Genomic DNA, 12860 nt, shown 5'->3' with positions numbered 1-12860 from the left:
AACGGATTCGGCGGCGTTGCCCTCACCGGCGGTTCCCGCTCGATGCGCTCGGGTGGCGTGCTCTCCCCGTGTGAGATCCGTGGCGCGACGCTCGGCAGACACGCCGGGGCATCGGGGGTGCGAAGGTTCGCCAGGGCGGGTGCGGTGTCGGGCGGCATCCGTAAGATTGCGCGGGTGAGTGCACCGGAGGTCGAGACCAGAGTCGGCGACGCAACCGTCGGAAGTGATGCGGCACACCAGGTTTTGCGTAAGACCTTCGGGTACGACAGCTTCCGTGGGCCGCAGCAGGCGATCGTCGAGCAGGTCATCGCCGGCGGCGACGCGCTGGTGCTGATGCCGACCGGCGGCGGTAAATCGCTCTGCTATCAGATTCCGGCGTTGGTGCGGCCCGGCGTCGGCGTGGTGATCTCGCCCCTGATCGCGCTCATGCAGGACCAGGTCGACGCGTTGAACGCCGTCGGTGTGAAGGCCGGGTTCCTCAACTCGACCCAGACCCTGGACGAACGGCGCACGGTCGAGGCGCAATTCGTGGCCGGTGAGCTGGATGTGCTCTACCTCGCACCCGAGCGGTTGCGGCTGGAATCCACCGCGCAGTTGCTGGACAAGGGCAAGATCTCGGTCTTCGCGATCGACGAGGCGCACTGCGTCTCGCAGTGGGGACACGATTTCCGGCCCGACTACCTCGCGCTGTCGATGGTGCACGAGCGCTGGCCCGATGTGCCGCGCATCGCGCTCACCGCCACCGCGACGGGCGCCACACGCAAGGAGATCGCCGAGCGGCTCGACCTGCGCGAAGCGCCGGCGGGTTCGACTCGCGGGGCCAAGCATTTCGTCGCGAGCTTCGACCGGCCCAATATCCAGTACCGGATCGAGGCCAAGAACCGGCCCGAGCAGCAACTGCTGGCATTCATTCGTGAGGAGCATCCCGGGGCGGCGGGCATCGTCTACTGCCTCTCGCGGAACTCCGTGGAGAAGACCGCCGCGTTCCTGAGCGCCAACGGCGTCGAAGCCGTGCCCTACCACGCCGGTCTGGACAATCGGACCCGCGCCACCAACCAGGCCCGCTTCCTGCGTGAGGACGGGCTGGTGGTGTGCGCCACCATCGCGTTCGGCATGGGCATCGACAAGCCGGATGTGCGGTTCGTCGCGCATCTGGATCTGCCGAAATCGGTGGAGGGGTACTACCAGGAGACCGGCCGCGCCGGGCGCGACGGACTGCCCTCCACGGCGTGGATGGTGTACGGCCTGAGTGACGTTGTGCAGCAACGCAAGATGATCGACTCCTCCGAAGGTGACGCGGCGCACCGGCGTCAGCTGCAACTGCATCTCGATGCCATGCTCGCGCTCTGCGAAACCGTTCGTTGCCGCCGCAGTCAGCTCCTGGCCTACTTCGGCCAGGAGACGGCCGAGGCCTGCGGAAACTGCGACACCTGTGTGAACGCCCCCGAATCCTGGGACGGCACCGTGCCCGCGCAGAAGATGCTCTCCACCGTGCTGCGGCTCAAACGTGAGCGGGGACAGAGCTTCGGCGCGGGGCACATCGTGGACATCCTGGTCGGCAAGCGCAATCCGAAGGTCGAGCAGCATTCGCACCACGAGATCAAGACCTTCGGCGTCGGCACCGAGCTGCGCGACATCGAATGGCGTGGTGTGGCGCGGCAGCTGCTGGCGCAGGGACTGCTCGCGGTGCACGGCGACTACGGCGTGCTGACGCTCACCGATGCCAGCAACGAGGTGCTGTTCGAGGGCCGTCAGGTGATGCTGCGGCGTGAGCCCGAACGCACGAAGGCGGTGCGAGCGCCCAAGTCCGGCAAGGCTTCTCGGCCCGCGGCTGATCTGGCTCCCGGTGATGCGGATCTGTTCGAGCGGCTGCGGGCCTGGCGTGCGGCCACCGCCAAGGAGCAGGGCGTGCCCGCGTACGTGGTCTTCCACGACGCGACGCTGCGCGATATCGCCTCGCGCAAGCCCGCCTCGCTGAGCGATCTGGCGGGGATCTCCGGGATCGGTGAGAACAAGCGGGCCAAGTACGGCGAGGGCGTGCTGGAGGTGATCACGGGCGGTGCGGGTGATGCCGGGGCGGCGAGCGCCGCCGCCGGCACGGCCGCGCCTGTCAAAGCTCGTCAGGCCGCCGAGCCGGGCAAATCCCGGCTCGCAGGTGGTGACCTGCCGCCTTCGCGGTCACGGGCGGCATCCGAGTCGTCCACGTCCGCACCGTCGTCGCGGACTGCTTCCACCGGCCGCGCGACCGCGCCCAGCCGGAATCAGCCCGCGCCCGCCGTCGACGATGTTCCGTGGCCGGACGAGGCTCCGCCGGATTTCGACGAGATGCCGCCCGACTACGCGTGAGTCGCCTCGAGTTGCGGGCGCTGCTGTAGTCGACAGACTTGCCTCGGTGCCTCGGTGCCTCGGTGCCTCGGTGCCTCGGTGCCTCGGTGCCTCGGTGCCTCGGTGCCTCGGTTGTCCGTGTGTCCGAGGCCCGGTCGGTCCCGGGTTTCGTTGGGTGCGCCCGCCCGGAGATCTTCGGGTCGTACGCAGCGGATTTGGTTGCTGGACGTCGGCGCGTTAAGCTTTCGGAGCTGCAGCGGTCCTCGGATCGCAGTGACCATGGTCCCGTCGTCTAGAGGCCTAGGACGCCGCCCTCTCAAGGCGGTAGCGCGGGTTCGAATCCCGTCGGGACTACTTCGAAAGGCCCCCAACCGATTCGGTTGGGGGCCTTTCGCATGCGCGCCCGTGGTCGCGCGGGACGCGAGGCGATCCGGGAGCTGCCGGAACCGAAGCTGCCCGCATTGCTGTCGAACTGGTCGGATCCTTCGACGCGTTACCTGCCCGAGTGTCGGTGACGGTGGCGGTGTCCGAGCGGTTCCGGGATCTGCTGGAGATGCCGATGTGAGCGAGGGCGAAGGGCGTCGCGTCGGACCGTGGCGCGCTCAGCCGGGCCTGGAGCATACGCGCGGAATAAACGGTTGGCGCGGCTGATTATTGTTGGTCGTTATGAAGGAAAAGGGTCGCAAGGTCATCGCCACCAACCGCAAGGCGAAGCACAACTACTCGATCCTGGACACCTACGAGGCGGGGATCGCGCTGGTCGGCACCGAGGTGAAGAGCCTGCGGGAGGGCAAGGCGTCTCTGGTCGACGCCTACGCCACCATCGACGACGGTGAGATCTGGCTGCGCGGCCTGCACGTCCCCGAGTTCTCGCACGGCTCCTGGACCAACCACGCCCCGCGACGCACCCGCAAACTGCTGCTGCACCGTCGTGAGATCGACAAGCTGGTCGGCAAGATCAAGGAGTCCAGCCTGACGCTGGTTCCGCTGTCGATGTACTTCGCCGACGGCAAGGTGAAGGTGGAGATCGCGCTCGCCAAGGGTAAGCAGGATTACGACAAGCGTCAGGATCTGGCCCGTCGCACCGCCGAGCGTGAGGTCACGCGTGAGGTCGGCCGCCGGATCAAGGGCATGTCGCGCTGAAAGTCCAGGTCCCGCCTGGCGCGGGACCCGGCCGGGATATCGGGATGATCTCCAGTTAACCCGGTGTTAGTATGGGTGGCCCGGTGAGAGCCGGGCGGTTTTATCTGTATCGATGAAACAGTACGGGGCTGAACGGTTTCGACTGCGTACGTTGATTCAGGGGAAGCGTGTCGGTGCAGGCAGGAGACCACCGTAAGCGTCACTGCAACCTTATAAGCGCCGATTCCAATCAGCGCGACTACGCTCTCGCCGCCTAAGCAGCGAAGCGTGTCTGTCAGCCCGGGTTCGCCCTCGACCCGGTCCCTGGCATCAGCTAGAGGGCTCTACCGTCCGGCGCGGTCGCGGCGTCGGGCGGGACATCGAACAGCGACTGGGATCGTCATCTCGGCTTGTTCGCATGACTGAGAGATCCGAGTAGAGACGACGCGAACTGCACACGGAGAAGCCCTGGAAACACGGCGGAGGACCCGGGTTCGATTCCCGGCAGCTCCACTCGACAAAGGCCCGGTCCCTCAGGACCGGGCCTTTGTCGTGTCGGTCAATAGTGGTAGCGGGCTTGCACGACGGTGATGGTGTCGCCTGCGACCGAGTACACGATGCGGTGTTCGTCGTTGATCCGCCGCGACCAATAACCGGACTTGTCGCCTTTCAGGGGCTCGGGCTTGCCGAGTCCGTCGAACGGGTCGCGCTGGATATCGCCGATCAACCGTATGATCCGCAACGCCATCTTGCGGTCGGTGCTGACCCAATGCTCGAAGTCCTCGAACGCGACCTTGACGAAAGTCACTTTCATTCAAGCTCTTTCGCGAGCCGATCCGTGTCCACCTCGACCACGTCACCCGCTTCGGCCTGTGCGATGCCCTGGGCGAGCCGCGCGGCGTTCGCGGGGGAACGCAGCAGGTAGAGCGTTTCGCGAAGGGCGTTGTATTCGTCCTCTGAGATGAGAACGGCGTTGCCTTTGCGGCCGGTGATGTGGATTGCCACGGCATCATCGTTGACCTGCTCGATGAGCGGATATAGCTTGGCGCGTGCCTCGCTGGCGGAGAAGGTGGTCATGGCGGGCCCTTTCGCAGTGTCACTCGCAATGGTACCGGATTCCGGTACGAGTTAACGAGACCGCGCTGCGGATCGCTGCAACTCGTGTACTAGGCGTTCGGGTCGCCGTAGGCGGCGGCTATGTCTTCGGAGTCGCTCCAGCGGGAGTAGGTGGGGGATTGGGGCCAGCCGGTGGGGGAGTCCTGCCATTCTTCTTGGCGGCCGTAGGGGAGGAGGTCGATGAGGGGGAAGGAGTGGGAGAGTTGTTCGGTGCCTCGGCCCGAGGTGTGCCAGGTGCGGTAGACGGTGTCGTTGTGGCGGAGGAAGACGTTGACGGCGAAGCCGGCGTTGGGTGGGGCGCCGACGTCCGCGCCGAAGGGGCTGTTGGCGGTGGAGTACCAGGTCATCTTGTTGCCCACCCGGCGTTTGTAGGCGAGAGCCTCGTCGATGGGGCCCTGGGTGACGATGACGAAGCGGGCGTCGTAGTTGTCGAGGAACTCCAATCGTGTGTATTGCGAGGTGAATCCGGTGCAGCCGCCGCACTGCCAGGTCTTGCCGGGGAACCACATGTGGTTGTAAACGATGAGCTGGGGCTTGCCTTCGAAGATGTCGACGAGGCGGACCTCGCCCTCTTCGCCCTCGAGGGTGTAGTCGGGCAGTTCGACCATCGGCAGGCGGCGGCGCTGGGCGGCGATGGCGTCGAGCTCGCGGGTGGCGGCTTTCTCGCGGATACGCAGGGCGTCGAGTTCTTTTTGCCAGGTGGCGGCGTCTACTACGGATGGCAGTGCGTCGGTGCTCATGAGGTCCTCCCGAACCTGATCACGGAGTCGTCCTTGAGTGGTTAGACGGTGCTCGCCCGGCGAACTCATCGGTGCCCCTGCGAGTTCTCGGTCCGAGGCGTGATCGGCGGCCGCGCCCCGGGCAACAAATCGCCGGGCGACAGGTCACCTCGCCGCCGACCGGACGGTCGTGACGCCGCGGTCCAGGCACTGCCGACGCGGTTCAGGGGACCGGCGGTGGGCTGTCGGGGACCAGGAGGGTGGCGATGGAGACGCCGATCGGGATGGCGTTGTTCACCGCGGAGTCGGAGGTAGCGCCCAGCGTGGCGTAGACGACGACCGTTGTGGCGGTGTCGGTGTCGTAGAGCGCGACGCCGTTGTAGCCGCCGTAGGACGGGTTCATGAAGAGCCAGCGGCCCAGGTGCGGGACGCCGAAGGCGAAGTACTTGTCGACGGTGAGCGGGCCGAGACCGGCGGTGGAGGGGGCCATCATCTGCTGGAATCGGCTGTCGGGCAGAAGTTCTCCCTTGCCGAGGGCGCGGACCCAGCGGCCGACCTCGGTGACGGTGGAGTTCATATTGCCGCTGTGCAGGAATGCGGTGGGATTCCAGAAGGTGGCGTCCTCGAAGACTTTTCGCTCGTCGGTGTAGCCGTGCAGGATCGGTTCGTCCATCTGCGCGGTCACCATGACGTGGGAGTTCTTCATGCCGAGCGGACTCAGCACGTAGTCGGAGATCAGCTCACCCAGTGGTTTTCCGGCTGCCTTCTGCAGGACCTCACCGAGCACGACCAGGTCGCTGTGGGCGTAGGCGAAGCTGGTTCCCGGTTCGAAGAGTGGGGGCCGGGCATTGGCCAGATCGAGGAGTTCCTGGGCGGTCCAGCTGTGGAAAGGGTTGTCGCCGAAGCGTTTCAGGAATTCGGGGTCGGTGACGTAATCGGCGATGCCGGTGGTGCTGTTCGCGAGCATGCGCGGGGTGATCTTGTCCGCGCGCGGGAAGTCCGGTAGCCAGCGCGCGATCGGCTCGTCCATGCCGAGGGTTCTGGCGCCGTCCAGCTGCCACAGCACGGTGGACAGCATCGGTTCCATCGGCTGACCGACCCGCAGTCGCATATCGGTGGTGGCGGGCACGCCCAGTGGTGACCCGCCCTCCGCGCCGACGGCGACCTGCTTTCCATCGCGCCACACGCCGTACACCGCCGCGCTGAGACCGAGCTCGGCCAGCTTCGCGCGAACGATGTCGGTGATCGCGACCGCCTGCGGGGACTCGGCATCGGAGGTGTCCGAGCTGGTGCTCGATCCGCAGGCACACGCGACCACGGCGCACATGATCACCAGGATCGTGCTCGCTCGGCATCGAGATGCGTTGATCACGGCGGCCCCTCCGTCGAAGAAACGGCCTGAACTGCGGCTATCCGAATCTACGCTGGTGTGTCCAGCGAAACCAGACCCCGCCGCCGAAGCCTGTGCCCGCGCTGCCTCGGGCGACGCGGGCTCGAACGCGGCTCGAGACCAGCGCTGAACCAGTCCACGAGCCGCCGCTGAAGCTGCCGACCAGGGGGCCGGTCAGCCCCGGAGGCGGCAGACCTCAGCGGGCGCGCTGCACGCGTTTCTCGTTCCACACCGGAGTGGGCGACTCGTACACCGCTCCGTCGGAACCGAAGACGAGGAACCGGTCGAAGGTGCGGGCGAACCAGCGGTCGTGGGTGACCGAAATGACGGTGCCGGCGAAGCCCGCCACGCCGTGTTCGAGAGCTTCGGCGGAGTGCAGGTCGAGGTTGTCGGTGGGTTCGTCCAGCAGCAGCATGGTGACGCCGGAGAGTTCCAGCAGCAGGATCTGCAGGCGGGCTTGCTGACCGCCCGAGAGGGTGTCGTAGCGCTGCTCGGCGGAGCGGGAGAGTTCGTAGCGATCCAGGACGCGGGTGGCGGCCTCACGGCCCATGCCCTCGCGGTGCTCGTTGCCCATGTGCAGAATCTCCAGCAGTGTCTTGCCGGAAAGGTCTGGGCGGGAGTGGGTTTGAGCGAAGTAGCCGGGGCGCACCCGGGCGCCGAGCACGGCGGTGCCGGAGTGTGGAACCGGGCTCAGGTCCAGTGCCTGGATGGGGCGGTGCTCGGGTTCGGGATCGGTGCCACCGGCGGCGAGCAGGCGCAGGAAGTGTGATTTCCCGGAACCGTTGGAGCCCAGTACCGCAACGCGATCGCCGTACCAGATCTCGGTGTCGAACGGTTTCATCAGCCCGGTGAGCTCGAGGTTCGAACAGACCAGAGCCCGCTTGCCGGTGCGGCCCCCGCGCAGCCGGACGGTGACGTTCTGCAGCAGCGGAATCGCCTCCGGCGGACCGGCTTCCTCGAATTTGGCGAGCCGGGTCTGCGCGGCGTGATAGCGCGCGGCCACGCCGTCGTTGAATTTCGCCTTCTCCCGCAGGCGCAGCACGAGCGCGCGGAGTTTGGCGCGGTCCTCGTCCCAGCGGCGGCGCAGTTCGTCCAGTCGGGCGTTACGGTCCTCGCGCGCTTGCTGATACGTGCCCAGCCCCGCGCCGTGCACCCAGGCCGTCGCACCGTTGATCCCGGGCTCGAGGGTGATGATGCGGGTCGCGGCGTTCGCGATCAACTCCCGGTCGTGGCTGATGAACAGCACGGATTTGCTCGACTCGGCGATGGTCCGCTCCAGCCACTCCTTGCCGGGCACGTCCAGGTAGTTGTCCGGCTCGTCGAGCAGCAGCACGTCGTCGGGGCCCGCGAACAGCGCCTCGAGCACGAGACGCTTCTGCTCGCCGCCGCTCAGCGCGGTCGCCGCGCGCCACTTCGCTTGATCGAACGGGACGCCGAGCGCCGCCATGGTCACCTTGTCCCAGAACGCCTCGAACTCGTAGCCGCCGACGTCGGCCCAGTCCGAGAGAGCATGCGCGTAGGCGAATTGCGTTCGCTCGGTATCGTTCTCGATCATCGCGTTCTCGCTGGCATCCAAAGCCTGCGCCGCCTTGCCGATGTTCGCCGGGGCCACCGACAGCAGCAGATCCCGCACCGTCGACTCGTCACGCACCTGACCGACGAACTGCCGCATGATCCCCAGCGAGCCGGACCTGTTCACCGCGCCCTCATCGGCGGCGATATCACCCGCGATGATCCGAATCAGGGTGGTCTTGCCGGTGCCGTTCGGCCCGATCAGCGCCGCTTTGACCCCTTCCCCGACTCGGAAGCTGACACCGCCGAGCAGCTGTCGCCCGTCGGGAAGGAAGTACTCGACCTCGCTGACCTCTATGTGACCCACGCGCTTCAGCCAACCCGTTGTTCACGAGCAACACAACTCGATTCGGCGGCGGGTCGAAACCCGTCGCGCCGATCCTGGTGTAACCGGCCGATCGTGGGTATCGCCCGGACATGTTCGCTATCGCTGCCGCAGTACTTTTCGCCATCGCCCTACTGATCGAACTCGTGAAATGGGCCACGACCATCGGGGTGCAGGCGCTCGTCATCGCCGGTCTGCTGGCCCTGGCGCTGCACTCGGCGGGGTTCAGCTCGAGGATCCAGACCTCAGGGGCGGGTCGCTCGCGCAGAGGCTGGGGTCGTCGCCGCGTCTGAGCGGTCTTTGTCGGGATTGCGCCGATCGCCCTCGGTCCCGGCAGACCCGTGTTCGTCGATGACGCCATCGAGCCGAATCGGCGCATGCGGTGAAACTCGCGAATTGTGGGTATAGCCCGACAAGTTCGTCCACTGGCGAACGCTCAGGGGCTAGTGATCGAGGAAGACGATGAACCAGCAGCAGATCGATGGCGCACCACAGCGCGGTGACCACCGACTCGGGTTCGAGCGCTGGCACGCGCTCGCTGTGTGCACGCAGACCGACCCGGATGCCTTCTTCCCGGACCAGGGCGTCTCCAGCCGCTCGGCCAAGCAGGTCTGCGGGTCCTGCCTGGTCCAGGGCGAATGCCTCGAATACGCGCTGGCCAACGACCAGCGGCACGGCATCTGGGGCGGCATGAATCCGCGCGAGCGGCTCGAGTACAGCGCCAAGGCCGGGACGAACCTCGGCGCTGTACCTCTCGTCAGCTGAAGTGCAGGATCGAGAGCGTCCCGGCGATCAGACAGTAGAGCGCGAAGACCAGCAGGGTGTGAGTTCGGAAGTGCCGCTCCAGGTATCGCACGGCCAGCCACGAGGAGAACCCGGACACCGAGGCCCCGAGCAGGATCGGACCGGACAGGCCCGGTGATCCGGGGCCGATCAGGTCGGGCAGATCCAGCACGCCCGCGCCCAGGATGGCCGGGGTGGCGAGCATGAACGCGAATTTGGCGGCATGCTCGTGACTGAGCCCCCGCCAAAGGCCGCCGACCATGGTGAGCCCGGCGCGGCTGAATCCGGTGAGCAGGGCGCCGGCCTGGAGCAGGCCGATGGCCAGCGCGTCGAACGCGGTCAGGGCCGCCAGCGGCCGATCGGCCTGCAGCAGTGGAAGTTCCGCGGTGTTGAACGCGGCCCGCCTACTCTCGTGGCGGGCGAATCGGCGGCCGTACTCGGCCAGGGTGGGGGCGTTGCGCCGCCGGAAGACCTCGCCGAACACCAGGACCACGCCATTGAGGGTGAGGAAGATTCCGGCGGCCAGCGGCGAGGAGAACAGCTCGTGCAGAGGGTGTTGCAGGGGCGGGCCGAGGATGCCGACGGGAATGGTGGCGATCACGATCAGCCAGGCCATCCGCTGCGGGACGGTTTCCGCCCGGCGGGTGCGCAGCGATTCCATGAATCCCGTTATCACCGCGTACCAGTCGTGCCGATAGTGCCACAGCAGCGCTAGCGCGGTGGCCACGTGCAGGGCCACGATGAATGCCAGATACGGTGTGTCCTGGGGTGTTTCGTCGTCGTGGATCAGTTCCGTCCAGGTGCCGCCCAGCCATGCGGCGACCAGGACCGAATGCCCGAGGCTGGAGATGGGGAAAAGTTCGGTGACTCCCTGCACCGCGCCGATGACGGTCGCTTCCAAGTAAGTGAGCATCGCGAACGAGTTTCGCATGGCGAATCGGTGATTTCGGGCCTCGCACGGCGGGTCCTTCCTCCGAATATGCTGTGAATCAACAGTTTTGGTCCGATTCGTCGTGGATGTCCGAGCCGGGTCCGACTCGCGAGGGCAGGGTCGCGCCGGCCGAGCGAGGTGTGGCGAACCAGATATAATTGCAATTACTGAAAAATTGCAGTTTCTGCTAAATTCTGGATATGTCCCCACAGCAGCAGGGCGAGACGCCCGTCGGATGGCGGGAGGAGAAGAAGCGGCGCACCCGGCTCGACCTGTGCGTGGCCGCCCGCCGCCTCGCGCTCGAGCACGGTCTCGACGCCATGACGATCGACGACGTCGCCAAGGCGGTCGGCGTGTCCCCGCGCACCTTCTTCAACTACTACGACACGAAAATGGACGCGGTGGTCGGTCCGGTGGAGGACATCGGCACCGAACCCGCACAGCGGGAGTTCATCGCGGGCGGTCCGACCGGCGTGCTGATCGACGACCTGACGGCGCTGTACGTCTCCTCGTACGAGCCGGAAGATGAAGCACGCGAAAGCATTTCGCTGGTCACCCAGCTCGTCATGACCGAGCCCCGGGTGTTGGCGGCCTTCGTGGCGGCCGGGGTGCAGCACGAGTCGACGCTGGCGGAACTGCTGGCCGCGCGCGCGGGCGGGCACGTCGCGCCCGAATTCGCCGGACTCGCCGCCGGAATCATGTCGACCCTCACCACGCGGGCCGCCTGGTCCCTGGCCGCGGATCCCGACCGCACGCTCGCCGAGGCCCTGCGTGCGCAGGGCGCCATGGCCGCGGACCTGTTCCGCCGTCCCGATGACAGGAGAAAGAGATGACCGCGACCGCCGAACCGGGCACCGCCGCAACGGGATCCGCGCCGCCGATCGTCCTGACCCAGAAGCGGATCTGGCTCATATTCTCGGCGCTGATCGCCGGGATGTTCCTGGCCAGCCTCGATCAGACGATCGTCGGCACCGCCATGCCGACCATCGTCGGTGATCTGGGCGGCGTCTCCCAGATGGCCTGGACCGCAACGTCGTACCTGCTCGCCACCACCATCGTCATGCCGATCTACGGCAAGTTCGGCGACCTGTTCGGCCGGCGTTGGCTGTTCCTTTTCGCCATCACCGTGTTCACGGTCGCCTCGGTCGGAGCCGCGTCCTCCACCGGTTTCTGGGAGTTCGTCACCTTCCGCGGTCTGCAGGGCGTGGGCGGCGGCGGTCTGATGATCCTGGCGCAGGCCATCATCGCCGATGTGGTGCCCGCGAAGGATCGCGGCAAATACATGGCCCCGATGGGCGCGATCTTCGGTATCACCTCGGTCGCGGGCCCGCTGCTCGGCGGCTTCTTCGCCGACGGCCCGGGCTGGCGCTGGTGCTTCTGGCTGAACGTGCCGATCGGCATCGCCGCACTGGTGATCGCCTCGCGCTACCTCTCGATCCCCAGCCATCGGCCCAAGACCAAGCCCGATTACCTCGGTGTGGTCCTGATGTCCTCGGCGACCGCGCTGCTCATCCTGATCACCGACTGGGGCGGTAAGCAGTACGCCTGGGGTTCGACGGTGATCGTCGCGATGATCGCGGCGCTGGTGCTCGCGGTCGCGGCGTTCATCGTGGTGGAGTCGCGGGCGCAGGAACCGATGCTGCCGCTGTGGCTTTTCCGCAATCGCACCTTCGTGCTGACCTCCGCGATCGGCCTGATCGTCGGCCTGGTCATGTTCGCCGCGCTCGGCTTCCTGCCGACCTACCTGCAGATGGCGACCGGCGCGTCCGCCGCGGTCTCGGGCCTGCTGCTGATCCCGATGATGGTCGGCATGATGGCCACCCTGATCACCTCCATGGCCGCGATCACCAAGACCGGCCGCTACCGGGTGTATCCGCCGCTGGGCGCGCTGGTCATCGTGGGCGCCATGCTGTGGCTCACGACGCTGAACGCGGGCACCTCGATGTGGATCATCGGCGGCATGCTCTTCGCCATGGGCGCGGGTCTGGGCCTGATCATGCAGATCATCGTGCTGGTGGTGCAGAACGCGGTGACGCCGGATCAGATCGGCACGGCCACCAGCGCCAACAACTACTTCCGCGAGATGGGCGGCGCGATCGGTGTCGCGGTCTTCGGGTCGATCTTCACGCATCGGCTGACCGAGGGGCTCACCGACGCGTTCCGCGCGCACGGCGCCGACGCGGTCGGCGCGGGTCTGGATCCGAGCAACCTGGTGCCGTCGGTGGTCAAGCATCTGCCCGCCGGTCTGCACGACGCGATCGTGGATGCCTACGTGAATGCCCTGGTGCCGGGGTTCTGGTACCTGATTCCGGGTGCGGTCCTGGCCTTCGTGCTGGCGCTGTTCATTCCGCAGGTGACGCTGTCCGATCAGGCGGGCATGGTCGCGCGCGGTGAGGCGGTCATGGCGCCGGAGGATCCGCCGCGAGCGGATTCGGAGCTCACCGAGAAGCGATAGTCGATACCCTGGACAACTCCCGGTCACCGCTGGTGGCCGGGAGTTGCTGCATGACAAGCCGTTTCGAGAAAACTTCGCAAATGCACCAGCTACTTCACGGCGGCCGCGGCCGTGTGTATAGT

12 protein-coding genes, 1 tRNA gene and 1 other RNA gene are annotated in these 12860 nt (G+C 66.7%); 8 read left to right on the top strand and 6 right to left on the bottom strand.

All coding sequences use genetic code 11. The features are described 5' to 3' along the window. Positions 1–174 precede the first annotated feature (174 nt). The 4 genes from recQ (at position 175) to ssrA (ending at position 3963) form a co-directional block, all read left to right on the top strand. Positions 175–2346: a DNA helicase RecQ gene (gene recQ / locus NJ1_RS04060; RefSeq protein ID WP_067687881.1), complete on the top strand. Its 2172-nt coding sequence runs from the start codon at positions 175–177 to the stop codon at positions 2344–2346. A gap of 260 nt (positions 2347–2606) precedes the next feature. Then, a tRNA-Glu gene (locus NJ1_RS04055) sits at positions 2607–2679 on the top strand. Between the two features lie 312 nt (positions 2680–2991). Further along, positions 2992–3468, top strand: a complete 477-nt coding sequence (gene smpB, locus NJ1_RS04050) for an SsrA-binding protein SmpB (RefSeq protein ID WP_067687589.1) — start codon at positions 2992–2994, stop codon at positions 3466–3468. 124 nt (positions 3469–3592) lie between these two features. Beyond that, positions 3593–3963, top strand: a transfer-messenger RNA (tmRNA) gene (ssrA, locus tag NJ1_RS04045). A 43-nt stretch (positions 3964–4006) separates the two neighbouring features. Here the strand turns inward: ssrA and NJ1_RS04040 are convergent. The 5 genes from NJ1_RS04040 to NJ1_RS04020 form a co-directional block, all read right to left on the bottom strand. Continuing rightward, a complete protein-coding gene (locus NJ1_RS04040) occupies positions 4007–4261 on the bottom strand; it encodes a Txe/YoeB family addiction module toxin (RefSeq protein WP_067687587.1) in 255 nt (84 codons plus the stop codon). Next, positions 4258–4524 (bottom strand): type II toxin-antitoxin system Phd/YefM family antitoxin, encoded by a 267-nt coding sequence (locus tag NJ1_RS04035; RefSeq protein ID WP_067687586.1) that lies wholly within the window; start codon positions 4522–4524, stop codon positions 4258–4260. Before NJ1_RS04035 ends, NJ1_RS04040 begins: the two co-directional genes overlap by 4 nt. Positions 4525–4613: 89 nt before the next feature. Next, a complete protein-coding gene (locus tag NJ1_RS04030) occupies positions 4614–5303 on the bottom strand; it encodes a DUF899 domain-containing protein (RefSeq protein WP_067687585.1) in 690 nt (229 codons plus the stop codon). 202 nt (positions 5304–5505) lie between these two features. Beyond that, positions 5506–6651 (bottom strand): serine hydrolase domain-containing protein, encoded by a 1146-nt coding sequence (locus NJ1_RS04025; protein ID WP_422615733.1) that lies wholly within the window; start codon positions 6649–6651, stop codon positions 5506–5508. Between the two features lie 217 nt (positions 6652–6868). Further along, positions 6869–8551: an ABC-F family ATP-binding cassette domain-containing protein gene (locus NJ1_RS04020; protein WP_067687583.1), complete on the bottom strand. Its 1683-nt coding sequence runs from the start codon at positions 8549–8551 to the stop codon at positions 6869–6871. A gap of 110 nt (positions 8552–8661) precedes the next feature. Here NJ1_RS04020 and NJ1_RS04015 point away from each other — a divergent pair, with 110 nt between their 5' ends. Both NJ1_RS04015 and NJ1_RS04010 read left to right on the top strand, forming a co-directional pair. Further along, positions 8662–8862, top strand: coding sequence for a hypothetical protein (locus NJ1_RS04015; RefSeq protein ID WP_067687581.1), 201 nt, complete (start codon positions 8662–8664; stop codon positions 8860–8862). Between the two features lie 169 nt (positions 8863–9031). Beyond that, entirely contained in the window at positions 9032–9334 is a 303-nt protein-coding gene (locus NJ1_RS04010; RefSeq protein ID WP_084477721.1) for a WhiB family transcriptional regulator, read from the top strand. Here the strand turns inward: NJ1_RS04010 and NJ1_RS04005 are convergent. Next, on the bottom strand, positions 9327–10265 hold the full coding sequence (locus NJ1_RS04005; protein ID WP_084477753.1) for an undecaprenyl-diphosphate phosphatase: 939 nt from the start codon (positions 10263–10265) through the stop codon (positions 9327–9329). The two genes, NJ1_RS04010 and NJ1_RS04005, sit on opposite strands and share 8 nt — an antisense overlap. Positions 10266–10483: 218 nt before the next feature. Between NJ1_RS04005 and NJ1_RS04000 the strand changes: the two genes are divergently transcribed. Beyond that, positions 10484–11116 (top strand): TetR/AcrR family transcriptional regulator, encoded by a 633-nt coding sequence (locus tag NJ1_RS04000; RefSeq protein ID WP_067687577.1) that lies wholly within the window; start codon positions 10484–10486, stop codon positions 11114–11116. Continuing rightward, positions 11113–12738: an MDR family MFS transporter gene (locus NJ1_RS03995; protein WP_067687575.1), complete on the top strand. Its 1626-nt coding sequence runs from the start codon at positions 11113–11115 to the stop codon at positions 12736–12738. The genes NJ1_RS04000 and NJ1_RS03995 overlap by 4 nt, the downstream gene beginning before the upstream one ends. Positions 12739–12860 lie beyond the last annotated feature (122 nt).

The sequence above is a fragment of the Nocardia jejuensis NBRC 103114 genome (genome assembly GCF_001613145.1).
Lineage (GTDB): Bacteria > Actinomycetota > Actinomycetes > Mycobacteriales > Mycobacteriaceae > Nocardia > Nocardia jejuensis.
This window is presented reverse-complemented; position numbering and strand designations above follow the sequence as displayed.

Bases quoted from the DNA above. Each gene is read 5' to 3' on its own strand.
- smpB (WP_067687589.1), top strand. From the start codon at position 2,992: ATGAAGGAAAAGGGTCGCAAGGTCATCGCCACCAACCGCAAGGCGAAG.
- NJ1_RS04040 (WP_067687587.1), bottom strand. From the start codon at position 4,261: ATGAAAGTGACTTTCGTCAAGGTCGCGTTCGAGGACTTCGAGCATTGG.
- NJ1_RS03995 (WP_067687575.1), top strand. From the start codon at position 11,113: ATGACCGCGACCGCCGAACCGGGCACCGCCGCAACGGGATCCGCGCCG.
- NJ1_RS04010 (WP_084477721.1), top strand. From the start codon at position 9,032: ATGAACCAGCAGCAGATCGATGGCGCACCACAGCGCGGTGACCACCGA.
- NJ1_RS04000 (WP_067687577.1), top strand. From the start codon at position 10,484: ATGTCCCCACAGCAGCAGGGCGAGACGCCCGTCGGATGGCGGGAGGAG.
- NJ1_RS04030 (WP_067687585.1), bottom strand. From the start codon at position 5,303: ATGAGCACCGACGCACTGCCATCCGTAGTAGACGCCGCCACCTGGCAA.
- NJ1_RS04015 (WP_067687581.1), top strand. From the start codon at position 8,662: ATGTTCGCTATCGCTGCCGCAGTACTTTTCGCCATCGCCCTACTGATC.
- NJ1_RS04035 (WP_067687586.1), bottom strand. From the start codon at position 4,524: ATGACCACCTTCTCCGCCAGCGAGGCACGCGCCAAGCTATATCCGCTC.
- NJ1_RS04005 (WP_084477753.1), bottom strand. From the start codon at position 10,265: ATGCTCACTTACTTGGAAGCGACCGTCATCGGCGCGGTGCAGGGAGTC.